Genomic DNA, 12512 nt, shown 5'->3' with positions numbered 1-12512 from the left:
TGCGACCTCCGTCAGGGTCTTGCGCGCCGTGGCCGTATTGTGCCGACTGTTGGTTTCATCACTCGGGCCGCGCAGGACGATATGCGGATGGCCAAGCGAATTGAGTTCGACATGGCCATCAACCTGATAGACATCGCGCAGAAGGTCGCTGTCGATGACATCAGAACACGGACCGAATGCGACCATCTTGCCATTGCGGATGGCCATGGCCTGATCGCAATATTGCAGGGCGTGGTTGAGGTCGTGAATGGCGATCAGGACGATGATGTTCTGGCCCTTGGCGACATCACGCATAAAGGACAGGACTTCCATCTGGCGATGCAGATCAAGTGCTGATGTCGGTTCATCCATCAAAAGGATTTTCGGATCACGCACCAGGGTCTGGGCAATCGCGACCAGCTGGCGTTGCCCGCCGCTGAGCTCGCCCAAGTTACGCGCCGCGAGATCACCAATACGAAGGGCAGCCAGAATATCGTCAATACGTGCCAGTTCATCTGCCCGCACGCGCAGGCTTGATCCCTGCTTGGCGGCCAGAATGATCGATTCATAGACCGACAGCACCGCGGTTGAGCCAGTATCCTGGGGCATATAACAAATCGTATTGCGTTCCTTGCGGTGTGATCCAAGGTCAACAATACCATCGCCCTTTGCAAGGCCGGCCACGCGGCGAAACAGGCTGGATTTTCCGGCCGCATTCGGGCCGATCACGGCAGTGACAGTGCCTGGCTGGATCGTGGGCGTGGTAACACCAGATACGACCCGCACCTTGCCATAACGGGTTCCGATATTTTCGAGACGCAGCGTTACCATGATTTCCTCCGACTTGCGAAAATCAGCGAGAAGAAGAAGGGTACACCGACAAGGGCGGTAATCACCCCGATGGGCAGGATGGCGCCCGGGATCAGCAGCTTTGATAACACGGACGTTGCCGACAGGATCAGGGCACCGCACAGGATCGATGCTGGCAGGAAGAAGCGTTGATCTTCACCCACCAGCATGCGGGCAATATGCGGCCCGACAAGCCCGATGAACCCGATGGTGCCGACAAAGGAAACCGGAATGGCGGCCAGAAGGCTGACAATCAGCATGGTGCGCAGGCGAAGCCCCTGCACATTCACCCCAAAGCTTTCCGCCTTGGCATCGCCCAGACGAAGGGCGGTCAATGCCCATGCCTGACGGGCAAAAAGCGGAATGGCGATAACGACCGCGATGGCGGTGACCGCCACCTTGGTCCAGGTCGCCTTGACCAGTGACCCCATGGTCCAGAAGACAACGGCCGCAAGGGCCTGTTCACTTGCCAGATACTGCAAAAGGGCCAGAAGCGCATTGAAGGTAAAGACCAGCGCAATGCCAAGCAACACGATGGTTTCAACCGTCACGCCACGCATGCGGCTGAAGAAATGAATGATCAGGGCCGTGCCCATCGCCATGATGAAGGCATTGAGCGGAATGATGAATTCCACAAAGGCCGGCAGAAGGGCGACCCCCAGTACAAGCGCCAGTGCCGCGCCAAACCCGGCGGCGGCCGAAATGCCCAGCGTAAACGGGCTTGCCAGCGGATTGGCAAGGATGGTCTGCATCTGTGCGCCAGCGGTCGACAGCGCCGCGCCCACGGTCAGCGCCATGAGTGCGACCGGCATGCGGATATCCCAGATCACCACGCGCAACTGATCAGTCGCCGACGAAGGATCAAGCAGGGTGGCGATGACGTCGGATAATGGATAGTTCGCCGGACCCGTTGCCAGATCGATGGCAAATGAAAGAAACAATGCGCCCGCCATTGCAAGCAGGAGCATGAAACGACGCAGGGAGCGTGCTTTGTAATGCACACTCCCGGCTTCGATACTGAGTTGGTTGGTCGTCATTAGTTTGTGGCTGTATCGCTGATCGAGATGAAGTAGCCCGGCTGGTAATCCAGCGGCAGGAAGCGTTCGTGCAGTTCCTTGAAGGTTGCTTCCGGATCGATATCGGCAAACAGGTCCGGGTGGAACCATTTCGCCATCTGTTCGATCACCACGAACTGGTACGGGCTGTTATAGAACTGGTGCCATACAGCGTGAATTTCGCCGTTCTCGACCGCCTTGATGCCGGTGAAGGCCGGGCGTTCCATCAAGCCAACCAGTTTGCGGCGTGCTTCAACCATATCGGCATCCGGTCCAAGACCGACCCACGCACCACCCGGGGAATAGGCTTCCCAGCTGGCACCGGTGCCAACGAACTGATCGGGGTTGGAGGCCACAACCTGTTCCGGGTTGATCGTGCCAAAGGTGCCCGGGATGATGGATGCTGCGATGTTCACGCCGCCAGCCATTTCGACCATGGTGCCGAAGTTCTCGTTGCCAAACGACATGCAGCATTCATCGGAATAACCCGCAGCACGTTCAATGAAGACCTGCGGTTTTTTCGGATTTGCCTTGGCAATGCGATCGGTCACGTTCTTGATGCTGTCAGAGCGGAATTTGATGAATTCGGCCGCACGATCTTCCTTGCCGGTCAGTTGGCCGAGGATCTTCATGCTGGTGTCGGTGTTTTTCATCGGCGCTTCGCGGAAGTCGATATAGACCAGCGGAATGCCAACAGCAGCGAGTTTTTCGTCAAAACCGCCGTCTTCGGTCGCAGCCTTGGCTTCAAGGTTCATGATCACGACGTCCGGATTAACCGAAATGGCCTGTTCGATGTCGAACGTGCCGTCTTTAATGCCGCCAAAGGTCGGAATGTCGTCAATGCGCGGGTATTTCGCAGCATAGATGTCGTAGGTCTGCGGATCAGCCTTTTTCAGGTCATCGCGCCAGCCGACAACGCGCTGGAACGGGTCTTCACTGTCGAGCGTCGCCAGACCATAGATCAGGCGGCCTTCGCCCAGAATGACCTTCTGAACTGGTACTGCGACTGTAACTTCACGTCCGGTAACGTCGGTTACCGTGACCGATTCTGCTGCCTGTGCGGTGCCTGCGACCAGCATGGTCAGAGCAGCAAATACACCCAAAAATTTCATTCCCGTTCCCTCAGATTAGGATTGCCTGTCGAGCGATTTATCAGTTATTGAGAATGAAAATCAATCTTTTTCGCAATGATAATGCAAATCATTTGTTTTTATGATTGCGCAATTATCGTTGTGAGATTAACTAGCCCGCAGAAATCCGGGTATTCCGCCAAGAGAGCATCAAGACCATGAATCAGGCCAGAAACTTCAACCTGCGCGAAGAGATCAAGGAATATTGGTCAATGCGTGCAGCCACATTTGACGAGCAGCCCGGCCACGAGATTTTCTCAGAAGCCGAACGCAGCGCGTGGCATACCTTGTTTGAACGTCATTTTGGCAAGGGTGATGGGCGCAAGGCGCTTGATCTGGCAAGTGGCACCGGGGTTATCAGCCATCTGATGCATGATCTTGGATTTAACGTGACTGGCATGGACTGGTCGGAGGCGATGCTTGAAAAGGCGCGCGCGAAATCAAGGCAGCGCGGATCAAAAATCACATTTCTGCTTGGCGATGCGGAAAATACGCTTGAGGCAGACGACAGTTATGACGTGATCGTCACTCGTCATCTGGTCTGGACGCTGGTTGATCCGGCGGCGGCCTTCGCGGAATGGTTCCGTGTACTGAAACCCGGTGGGAAGCTTCTGGTGGTTGATGGTGATTTTGTCTCCCCGACCTGGGCGACGAAATTCAACAAGGCGATGGCGGGTTTCCTTGAAACCCTTGGTTTGCGAAAACCGGTCGAGGCGATCCCGCAGATGCAGACCCATCAAGATATTCTGGCCCGCGTGCACTTCTCAAACGGGGCACGTGCCGAAGATGTTGCATCCATGCTGCGCCAAACCGGGTTCGACCCGATTGCGGTGGATTTCGACCTGAAACGTATTCACAGCGCGCAGAAAAAACAGATCAGCTTCGCCAAGGGCTTGGAGCGCGGCGCACAGCATCGCTATGCCATCTGTGCGCAGAAACCGTTGGAAGCTTAAGCTATTTGCAAAAGTTGTGTTTAGCGGACCGGGTCGGTCACGACTTCGGTCTTGACCGAATTGGCCAAAAAACAAGCTTCGTGGGCGCGGTGATGCAGCTCATCCTCAAGCGCAACATCAGGGGCTGTGCCGCCATAGGTGACCTTGGGCTTTAGGGTGACCTTGGTGATCATGGTCTTGCCATCGACCGCTTCCATGATGCCGCTGGCGTCATCGACATAGGCATCAATCAAAAGCCCGGCATCGGATGCGAAATGCAGGAAGAACAGCATGTGGCAGCTTGAAAGCGCTGCGACAAAGGCTTCTTCCGGGTCGACATTTTCTGCCAAGGAATATGGCAGTGGCACAACATGCGGTGACGAGGATGCCGGGACTTCGACCCCGCCATCAAAGCGCCAAACATGACCGCGCGAATATCGGCGATCGGTGAAAACCTCGCTTTCCTTGCGCTTCCAGATCACTTCTGCGCCAAAACTGCTCATGGTGGGGCTCCTCGGTCTTCAGGACTTATCAATCGGGATCAGGGTTCCGGCGGTGACGCCGATATGGGTGGTCAAAACCTTGCGCGCGGTCGCAATGTCCCCTGCCTCAAGGGCGGCGAGGATCTTTTGATGTTCTTCATAGAACGCGCTTCGCGGTCGTGATCCCTTGGGTTGTAGGGCGTAGGCACGTTTGGCCTCTCCGCGAAATCCATCGATCATCGACAGCAGCCTTTGATTGCCGCATGCACCATACAGGGTTGTATGGAATTCCTGATCAAGCGCTGCCAGCATGTCGGGATCGTCTTCTTCAAACAGATCTTCGTTAAGGCGACGCGCCTTACGCAGTGCTGATGGGCTCAGGTTAGGTGCAGACAGTTCAAGTGCGCTGACCTCAAGCGAAATGCGAATCTGACAAAGCTCCTGCACGTCTTTGCTGCGCAGTCCAGTGACGGCAAGACTTCTATCCGGGCGTTTTTCGAGCAAACCGGATTCGTGAAGCCGTTCAAGGGCGTGGCGAATCGGCTGGCGGCTTACGCCAAAGCGCGCGGCGAGATTTTCCTGCTTAAGAACTGTGCCGGGGGGCAAGCTTCCAGCTTCGATCTCTTCGCGAAGTGCCGTTGTGATCAAGTTTGTATCCATGGATCCAAACTATGTGAGAGCCCGATTCATGTCAAGCACAGTCAGGCTTGCGATCCTTCTTGCTGATGCGGTTTGGCGAGCATAAACTGCCAAGGTGACATAATACGCTGACAATTGCTGCAAAGGGGGCTTCCGATGCGCCCACGCCCAATCAGTTTTCAAGCAATTACCCGCCAGGACCGCCATCAGGTGATGGAGCTGGTGCAAAAAGCCATCAGCGCGGCTCACGGCTGGGTCGAAGACAGCCAATTTTATTCAAATAAAATGACCACCATCCGCTTTGTGATCAGTGCCGGAAAATGTTCCGAGTTTTGCCAGACATTGACGGAAAGTGGCTTAATGGTCGAAATGCCGAATGGGTTTGAACCAGCGGATGCCAATGACCCCGACTCCGAATTGACTGGCACCATTCAGTTGACTTTCATCCATGACCAGCCCGATTTACGGCAAACTATCCCTGCCGTGCCTGGCTAGCTGACGGGTGCTGGGTCTATTCGGCCGGGATGGATTCTGCGTCTGCCTCTTGCCGGTTACAGTGGCTTTGCACAAAGTCGATAATCCGGTCATGTGCCCCGTCAATGTCTTCGTTGACGATGCCGTGGCGGTCGGATTTTAGCATCTGGACATCAATGTCGCTGGCATTGGTTGCCAGACGCCGGATCATGGTTGCGCTGGCCGGATCGACGACCTTGTCGCCATCACCTTGCAGGATCAGGGTCGGGCAATCGAGATCTGGCAGGCGCCGCTGCATCTCGGCCACGGTCTGGCGTAACTGATGCAATCCGCCGATCGGAATGTTGCGATAATTGATCTCGGGATGCTCAGACTCGTTGGGCCGGAAACTGAGCAGTTCCTGCGCGGATGGCATCCACCCCATCAGTTTGTTCGCACCATAAAGCAGTGGCACAAACATCAGATTGCGATTGCGGAATTTAAGCGGCGTTCCGGCAAGGACAAGTGCCCGCAATTTTTCAGGACGATCAGCGGCATGAATGACTGATAGCGCCCCGCCGGTTGAAAACCCGACAATGATCACCTGATCGCAAAACGGGGCCAGGATTTCATAGCCACGCCGGACCGATGCCAGCCAATCGGTCCATTTGCGTTTTTGTAATTCGTGGGGTGATGTGCCGTGCCCGGCAAGACGAACCCCCATAACCGCATGACCCATGGCAGCAAATTTTTCGCCCAGTTCGCGAAGCTCCGCCGGGGATGCCAAAAAGCCATGCACCAGCAACACGCCACAGGCAAACTGCTTTTGTCCGTTGGGCAGCAGCAAATAAGGGCGGCTGTCAGCCGTTGCGGTTTCCTGGGCGTTGATTGCGTCATATTTCGGTTTCTGGAACTTGGTGTGGTTCCACTGCCAAGCCAGAATTTCATCATCAAAACGGCGATGGGCAATATCGGTCGGGCTCAGGTGGTCGACCTCGATCCGCGCACGTTCAAGGGCCTGCCAAGCGGCATGGATCGGGGCCATTTCGTTGGCATAGACCATGATCGGGTTGTCCATGCGGATCTGATCAAACGTCGCCTCGGCCTGTAACTTTGGCAGGAAGCAATATTTCTGATCGCGACGTTCAATCAGCCCAAGCTGAACCGCGCTGTCGATAAAGAAGCGGATTTGTGGGCAATTGAGCTCAAAAATACCGACATAGTCCGCCGGATTGCGCATGCCACGATGAAGATGGACGTTTTCGGCCTGCTGGATATTCTTGATTGCGAGATAAAGTGTTCTGTCAAAGTGGCTTATATCAACTTCGGTTACGCCATCCTCAAGCCACATCATGATCAGGCGCGATGCCAGGTGGCTGACATTGATCGTCAGATTGGAATACATCACCGACATGCAATGATCGCGCAGCGGCTTGATATGCCGGGTGATGGCAAATTGCGGGACGCGTTCGGTGATTTTTTCAAGGGTCTTGGCGGGCTTGAATAGGTCATCGATGCAGGTGGCCTGCTCAACCCGCTTGGCAAGCAGCCTGCGGTCCAGCCAATTAAACTGATCGCGCGGATTGACCGGATCGCCCAACCGGATGTCCATATCGGTCTTCTTGAACATCAGGTTGCCTTCGATGATCATTTCCTCGGCCATTTTGGGGCTCAGCCCGCCGGTAAACATGTCAGCTGCGCGTGCCAAAAGGTTCTGATCAACGCGCAGCGGATGGAAGGTAATGTTGGCCGGAAACATCAATGTTGGCTTGGCAAGGCTTGCGCGCAGGTCATCTTTACTGCGTTCCAGAAGGTCGGCCCAACGGTTGAGTTCGTCGGTCTTGCCCCGATCAATCAGGGTGGATAGGCCGATCTTGAAGCCATCAATGCAAAGCCCAAGCAAGGCCGCACCGGTATGGTGGGCGCGCCTGGTATCTGCCGATCTGGAATAGACGCTGTAATCAGGGCGTTTGGGGTGTGGCCGTATATCGGTCAGAACCCGGCGATCCTTGACCATGCCGCCTTCGGGAAAGACCACGACCTTGCCACCGCGCAGGACTTCCTCGGCCAGAAACGGCAACAGGCGTTCATAGTTATTTGGAACCCCGCCAAGCGCCCGGAGATAGCGTGAAAAGGTATTGTCCTGGACAAAAAACTCGCCCGACGCGATCGACCGGCAATAGACCCCGGTTTCAAGCGCGATCAGGTATTGCGGGATAAAGGTTTCAAACCGGGCGAAGTGATTGAACATGAAAATGTCGCCCTGCGACAAATGGTCGCGCGGCCCGTGCATTTTGATATTGATGTCGATATTGGCCCGCAAAGCCGTCATCGCGCGAAGGGTCCATTCGCAGGTCTTCGGATTGATGGCGAACTTTTCACGTTCGATATCGCGGAATGTCTGAACCATGCGTGGAAATATCCCGGCCGGAGGTCTAACCCAGTATAAGACGTTGGTTTCTTGGACGCTTTTATCAGTTCTTTATAACGTGTCGGTTAAGATAGATATGTGTTGCAATCCCCGGTTTTGGAAGGCGTGCAATCTTCGATTTGTCACGAATTGGTGTCAGAACGGCACGTCTTTCGTATAATGAAACATCGGCGTGCTAGTCTGCCCGTTGGTTTCCATCAAATCCGGGCCGGTCATATCCTCTGCCACCCATATGATGACCGCCATCCCGGTTTTGTGATCGCCCACCCATGATTGGAGGCCTTGTGCCCGTTCCCGACCCTGCCCCAGATCCATCCAAAGGCTCGGACCAAAACAATCCTGATTCTGTGCTCACCTCTGATCAGGATGGCGGACAAAGATCGATTTTTTCCGATCGGAATTTCGTGCTGTTTCTTGTCGGGCAATGCATCACGACACAAGGATTGTGGATTCAGAAAATCGCCATGTCGTGGCTGGCATGGTCTTTGACGGGATCGGCCCTCTGGACCGGGGTGATTGCCGCGCTTAATTTTGCCCCGGCCTTTTTCCTTGGGCCGATTTTCGGGGTGATGGCTGATCGGGTCGATTTGCGACGCACGGCCATGTTGCTTAATCTTGGGCAGGCTGCGGTTTCGTTCCTTTTGATGGGGCTGTCCTATGCCGACATGATGACGTTACCGTGGATGGTCACACTTGCCGGATCGATGGGGATTCTTGGCAGTGCAATGACGCCGATCCGGTTGTCGCTGGTGCCGGTGATTGTACCGCGTGCCTTCATGAATCGCGCGGTCGCCTATGCGGCGATGAATTTCAATATCTCACGTCTGGTCGGGCCTGCGGTTGGTGGGGTGGTGATTGCCACCTGGGGCACCGGGGCGGCCTTTCTGATCAACGCAATCAGTTATCTTCCGATGGTGTTTGTCATTTCGGTGGTCACCATTCATATGGAACGCGCACCCGATGCCAAAAGCCGCCGTATCTGGACATCGCTTGTCGACGGGGCAAATTATGCGCTCAATCATCCGATTATCCGATCAGTTCTGGCGCTGTCCTGCTTTGTCTCGCTGGTCGGGACCGGCATGGTTGAACTGATGCCGGTATTTGCCGAGGCGGTTTATGAACGCGGGGTCACGGGACTTGGCATGTTGGCATCAAGTGCGGGAATTGGGGCGGTAACATCGACCTTTATCCTGTCGCAGATTTCATCAGATGCCATTGCCTATCAAAGGGTCACGATTATTGGTGCGTTTGTCGCCGCCGTCGGCATGACTGGCCTTGGTTTCGCGCCGTGGTACGAGCTTGCCGTGCCTTTGGTCGCGCTGACGGGCGGTGGTTTGACCCTTGTTGGGGTGGGATCACAAACAGCCTTGCAGCTAACTGTTGATAATCGCCTGCGGGGTCGGGTGATGAGTTTCTGGAGTGCAACCAGTTTTGGTGGCATGGCGCTTGGCGGGACGCTTCTTGGCGCGATTTCCGAGGCCGGTAATATTCAATATACGGCGCGTGGTTCTGGCGTTTTGATCCTGTGTGCGGCCTGTGTCGGGCTTTGGCGGCTTTATCGCATCGGGGCGCTGGCGCGTTCGGGTGCATTGCGGTAAAGGATTGTTAAGGCCTGCCGACCTATGGTGGCTCATTGTGAGAGGATCGGGGATTTCCAGATGCGTTTGCTTGGTATTGTCGGACTGTGTTTGTTGCTTTCGGCGTGTTTTAGCACTGGTAATTCGGCACCACGTGCGTCCGGCCCGATGCCAAGTGACACTGTTCAGACCCTTGTCAGCGTCAATCTGCCGTCCTCACGCCTGAACAGTTTCGCCCCGACCAACAAGTTCCTGCAATGCGTGCCTTATGCCCGCGAAGTATCCGGTATCGAGATTTATGGTGATGCCTGGACATGGTGGGCGCAGGCCGGGCAGAAGGACTTCCAGCGTGGTAACCGCCCGCAAATCGGTGCCGTTCTTGCGCTTCGCAAGACATCGCGCCTGAAACTGGGTCATGTTGCAGTGGTTTCAGCCATCCTTGATAGTCGCAAGATCCTTGTGAACCATGCCAATTGGGGCAGCGATTCGCGTACCCGCGGCAAGGTGCATTACCGCCAGCCGGTTGTTGATGTATCCCCCAACAATGATTGGTCCGAAGTGCGGATGATGAACACGCTTGGCACATTCGGCAGCATGTATCCAGCTCACGGCTTTATCTATCAGCCGCGCGAGACTGCAGAGGCGAACTAAGCCACTGCGCTGCTGGCGCCCCGCTGGCGCCAAAAACTCTCCCGACATCACGAAAGAAAAGTGGCGAAGCCCCTACGGATAGAGAGCTTCGCCAATTAAACCCGTGCGGGCGGCACGGGTTCGGGGGTTGAACCCGACAAGGCTTGCCGAAAACGCCTTTCTGGCAGAGCGGGATCACGGTGCGATGCGATTTTGAGCATCTGTTTCGATACTGATTACCAGCGCGGCAGGTAATCACTTATCCCTTCTGGCACGCCTTGAATTCAAATTATCTATAAAATGATGTTTTCTATGATAATTACGCCGGGATCGAGTGCTGAAATCAACTGCAAAATCGAAGGAAAGGTGTGATTCTTCGCTGAATCCACGGTTTCATGAGATAGTATCCTGATTTTAAATGATAAATATTATCTATAAAAATGAGGCGTGAACGCGATAAGGACGGCTGAGCCGTGTATTTTCTGTGCGTGTCGCCCTGAATCGGCACCTTCGCGCGTCGTTCCTTCCCTTTGGGGCCGGAAACCAGGCAGGCATGGAGAAAATTTGATTTCGGGGACGTGTCGTCAGGCAGGGGTTTGCGGGCGCGCCGTTTTGCCCGATTTATTGCCAATCCATTTCACATGCCGTGCAAGGGTGGCGGCAGCGACATCAATCTGATTGCTGCGCAGTGCGGCAAGGATCGCACGGTGGTCCTGATCGGTCGGAGCTTCCCATTCCATGCGAAAGCCCGAAAACAAAAATCGTGCACTGGCGGCATGCAGATCATCAATCGTCGCAAGCAACCGAGGCATGCCGCAAGGTTCCAGGATGACACGGTGAAACGCCCTGTTGGCCTGTTCCCAGCCATGGACATCAGTGGCATTTTCGCCTGCGCGGTTATGGGCCTCTGCCACATCAAGGATTTCAGGTGTCAAATGCGGGGCAGCTTGGCGCAGTGCCAGAACTTCGAGAGACGCCCGCATTTCGGCGACTTCGCGTACCTCGGCAACATCAAAGCTGGCAACTCGAACACCACGCCTTGGTTCACTGACCGCAAGGCCTTGTGCCTCCAGCCGACGAAACGCCTCACGCACCGGAACGTGGCTGGCGCCGAATTCCTCGGCGAAGTGATCCTGACGCAGTTTCATGCCCGGTGCGAATTCGCCCGAAATGATCCGTTCCGCCAGCGCCCGGGTAATTCGGCCCGCGACCGTGGTGTCTGTGGTGCTCTTTGTCATGTTTTATAGATAATTTGTGGCACCTGATTTGTCGACCTGATTGATGTGCAACAATGTTGTGCGCTGCAATATATTCTAGAAGCATTGCAGTTCCCCACATTGCCAATAGCGGCTCAGAGGGTGTCATCATGATGGAACAGACTGCCAAACGCGATAATTCCCAGATTGACCCGTCCCTGCTTGCGACAGATCCGAAAACCGGGCTTGAACAGGACGAGGTAAAACGGCGGACTGAGATGTTCGGCGAAAATCGTCTGAAGGATGATCAAACCAGCGCGCTTAAAAAGCTTTTGTCGTTCTTTTGGGGGCCAATCCCGTGGATGATCGAAGTTGCTGCCATCCTTTCGGCTGTGGTGCAGCATTGGTCGGACTTTGCGATCATCATCGTGATGCTGTTACTCAATGCCGGGGTCGGTTTCTGGCAGGAATTCAAGGCGGACAACGCCATCGCTGTGCTCAAACAGCGCCTTGCGCCGGATGCCCGCGTGTTGCGCGATGGCGCTTGGTCGGATCTTCCGGCCCGTGAACTGGTGCCGGGTGACATTATCCGCATCAAGCTTGGCGATATCATTCCCGCCGATGCCAAACTGCTGGCGGGCGATTATTTGCGTGTCGATCAGTCGGCGCTGACCGGTGAGTCGTTGGCAATCGACAAGAAAATCGGGGACGAGGTCTTTTCCGGTGCCATTGCCCGACAGGGGCAGATGACCGCAATGGTTACCGCGACCGGCATGGCGACATATCTTGGCCGGACGGCAAGTCTGGTCAAAGGTGCCGGCAAACAATCGCATTTTCAGCGCGCGGTTCTGCGCATTGGCAATTTCCTGATCCTGATCACGCTGGGTCTGATTGCACTGATCATGACCGTGGCCCTGCATCGTGGCGATCCGTTGATGGAAACCTTGCTGTTTGCCTTGATCCTGGCGGTGGCGGCGATTCCGGTAGCCTTGCCAGCTGTTCTTTCGGTGACACTGGCGGTCGGGGCGGAGAAGCTGGCGCGGATGAAGGCGATTGTATCAAGGCTCGTCTCGATCGAGGAACTGGCAGGGATGGATATCCTGTGTTCTGACAAGACCGGGACATTGACGCAAAACCATTTAACCGTCGGAACCCCGGT

General features: G+C 55.3%; 12 protein-coding genes. 5 read left to right on the top strand and 7 right to left on the bottom strand.

Features of this window, described 5'->3' with window-relative positions; genetic code table 11:
* The 3 genes from B3Z49_RS19575 to B3Z49_RS19565 all read right to left on the bottom strand — a co-directional run.
* Positions 1–810 (bottom strand): ABC transporter ATP-binding protein (locus tag B3Z49_RS19575; RefSeq protein WP_296993938.1); only part of this gene is annotated, 810 nt, incomplete at its 3' end.
* Entirely contained in the window at positions 804–1865 is a 1062-nt protein-coding gene (locus tag B3Z49_RS19570) for a FecCD family ABC transporter permease (RefSeq protein WP_008888884.1), read from the bottom strand. The genes B3Z49_RS19570 and B3Z49_RS19575, both read right to left, overlap by 7 nt.
* A complete protein-coding gene (locus tag B3Z49_RS19565) occupies positions 1865–2995 on the bottom strand; it encodes an ABC transporter substrate-binding protein (protein ID WP_296993934.1) in 1131 nt (376 codons plus the stop codon). The genes B3Z49_RS19570 and B3Z49_RS19565 overlap by 1 nt, the downstream gene beginning before the upstream one ends.
* Before the next feature lie 176 nt (positions 2996–3171).
* Here B3Z49_RS19565 and B3Z49_RS19560 point away from each other — a divergent pair, with 176 nt between their 5' ends.
* Complete coding sequence (locus tag B3Z49_RS19560; RefSeq protein ID WP_296993932.1) at positions 3172–3966, top strand: class I SAM-dependent methyltransferase; 795 nt, start codon at positions 3172–3174, stop codon at positions 3964–3966.
* Between the two features lie 20 nt (positions 3967–3986).
* Here B3Z49_RS19560 and B3Z49_RS19555 read toward each other — a convergent pair whose 3' ends face one another.
* Positions 3987–4448: an OsmC family protein gene (locus B3Z49_RS19555; RefSeq protein WP_296993930.1), complete on the bottom strand. Its 462-nt coding sequence runs from the start codon at positions 4446–4448 to the stop codon at positions 3987–3989.
* 18 nt (positions 4449–4466) lie between these two features.
* The gene (locus B3Z49_RS19550) at positions 4467–5087 is read right to left on the bottom strand and encodes a GntR family transcriptional regulator (protein WP_296993927.1); all 621 of its coding nucleotides are present in this window, start codon (positions 5085–5087) and stop codon (positions 4467–4469) included.
* A gap of 135 nt (positions 5088–5222) precedes the next feature.
* Between B3Z49_RS19550 and B3Z49_RS19545 the strand changes: the two genes are divergently transcribed.
* Positions 5223–5561: a hypothetical protein gene (locus B3Z49_RS19545; protein ID WP_296993925.1), complete on the top strand. Its 339-nt coding sequence runs from the start codon at positions 5223–5225 to the stop codon at positions 5559–5561.
* Between the two features lie 16 nt (positions 5562–5577).
* Here B3Z49_RS19545 and B3Z49_RS19540 read toward each other — a convergent pair whose 3' ends face one another.
* The gene (locus tag B3Z49_RS19540; protein WP_296993922.1) at positions 5578–7929 is read right to left on the bottom strand and encodes an alpha/beta fold hydrolase; all 2352 of its coding nucleotides are present in this window, start codon (positions 7927–7929) and stop codon (positions 5578–5580) included.
* 368 nt (positions 7930–8297) lie between these two features.
* Here B3Z49_RS19540 and B3Z49_RS19535 point away from each other — a divergent pair, with 368 nt between their 5' ends.
* A complete protein-coding gene (locus B3Z49_RS19535; protein WP_296993918.1) occupies positions 8298–9548 on the top strand; it encodes an MFS transporter in 1251 nt (416 codons plus the stop codon).
* A gap of 60 nt (positions 9549–9608) precedes the next feature.
* Positions 9609–10178 (top strand): CHAP domain-containing protein, encoded by a 570-nt coding sequence (locus tag B3Z49_RS19530; protein WP_296993915.1) that lies wholly within the window; start codon positions 9609–9611, stop codon positions 10176–10178.
* A 563-nt stretch (positions 10179–10741) separates the two neighbouring features.
* Here B3Z49_RS19530 and B3Z49_RS19525 read toward each other — a convergent pair.
* Positions 10742–11395 carry a GntR family transcriptional regulator gene (locus B3Z49_RS19525; RefSeq protein ID WP_287443461.1) on the bottom strand — a complete coding sequence of 218 codons (654 nt, stop codon included), beginning with the start codon at positions 11393–11395 and terminating at the stop codon, positions 10742–10744.
* Between the two features lie 128 nt (positions 11396–11523).
* On the opposite strand from B3Z49_RS19525, the gene B3Z49_RS19520 reads away from it, so the two are divergent.
* A partial coding sequence (locus B3Z49_RS19520) for an HAD-IC family P-type ATPase (protein ID WP_296993908.1) occupies positions 11524–12512 on the top strand: 989 nt, incomplete at its 3' end.

It is taken from the genome of Thalassospira sp. UBA1131 (assembly GCF_002311515.1).
GTDB lineage: Bacteria > Pseudomonadota > Alphaproteobacteria > Rhodospirillales > Thalassospiraceae > Thalassospira.
This window is presented reverse-complemented; position numbering and strand designations above follow the sequence as displayed.

Excerpts from the sequence above, each read along its gene's own strand:
- B3Z49_RS19550 (WP_296993927.1), bottom strand. The coding sequence starts at position 5,087 with ATGGATACAAACTTGATCACAACGGCACTTCGCGAAGAGATCGAAGCT.
- B3Z49_RS19525 (WP_287443461.1), bottom strand. The coding sequence starts at position 11,395 with ATGACAAAGAGCACCACAGACACCACGGTCGCGGGCCGAATTACCCGG.
- B3Z49_RS19540 (WP_296993922.1), bottom strand. The coding sequence starts at position 7,929 with ATGGTTCAGACATTCCGCGATATCGAACGTGAAAAGTTCGCCATCAAT.
- B3Z49_RS19560 (WP_296993932.1), top strand. The coding sequence starts at position 3,172 with ATGAATCAGGCCAGAAACTTCAACCTGCGCGAAGAGATCAAGGAATAT.
- B3Z49_RS19570 (WP_008888884.1), bottom strand. The coding sequence starts at position 1,865 with ATGACGACCAACCAACTCAGTATCGAAGCCGGGAGTGTGCATTACAAA.
- B3Z49_RS19530 (WP_296993915.1), top strand. The coding sequence starts at position 9,609 with ATGCGTTTGCTTGGTATTGTCGGACTGTGTTTGTTGCTTTCGGCGTGT.
- B3Z49_RS19565 (WP_296993934.1), bottom strand. The coding sequence starts at position 2,995 with ATGAAATTTTTGGGTGTATTTGCTGCTCTGACCATGCTGGTCGCAGGC.
- B3Z49_RS19555 (WP_296993930.1), bottom strand. The coding sequence starts at position 4,448 with ATGAGCAGTTTTGGCGCAGAAGTGATCTGGAAGCGCAAGGAAAGCGAG.
- B3Z49_RS19545 (WP_296993925.1), top strand. The coding sequence starts at position 5,223 with ATGCGCCCACGCCCAATCAGTTTTCAAGCAATTACCCGCCAGGACCGC.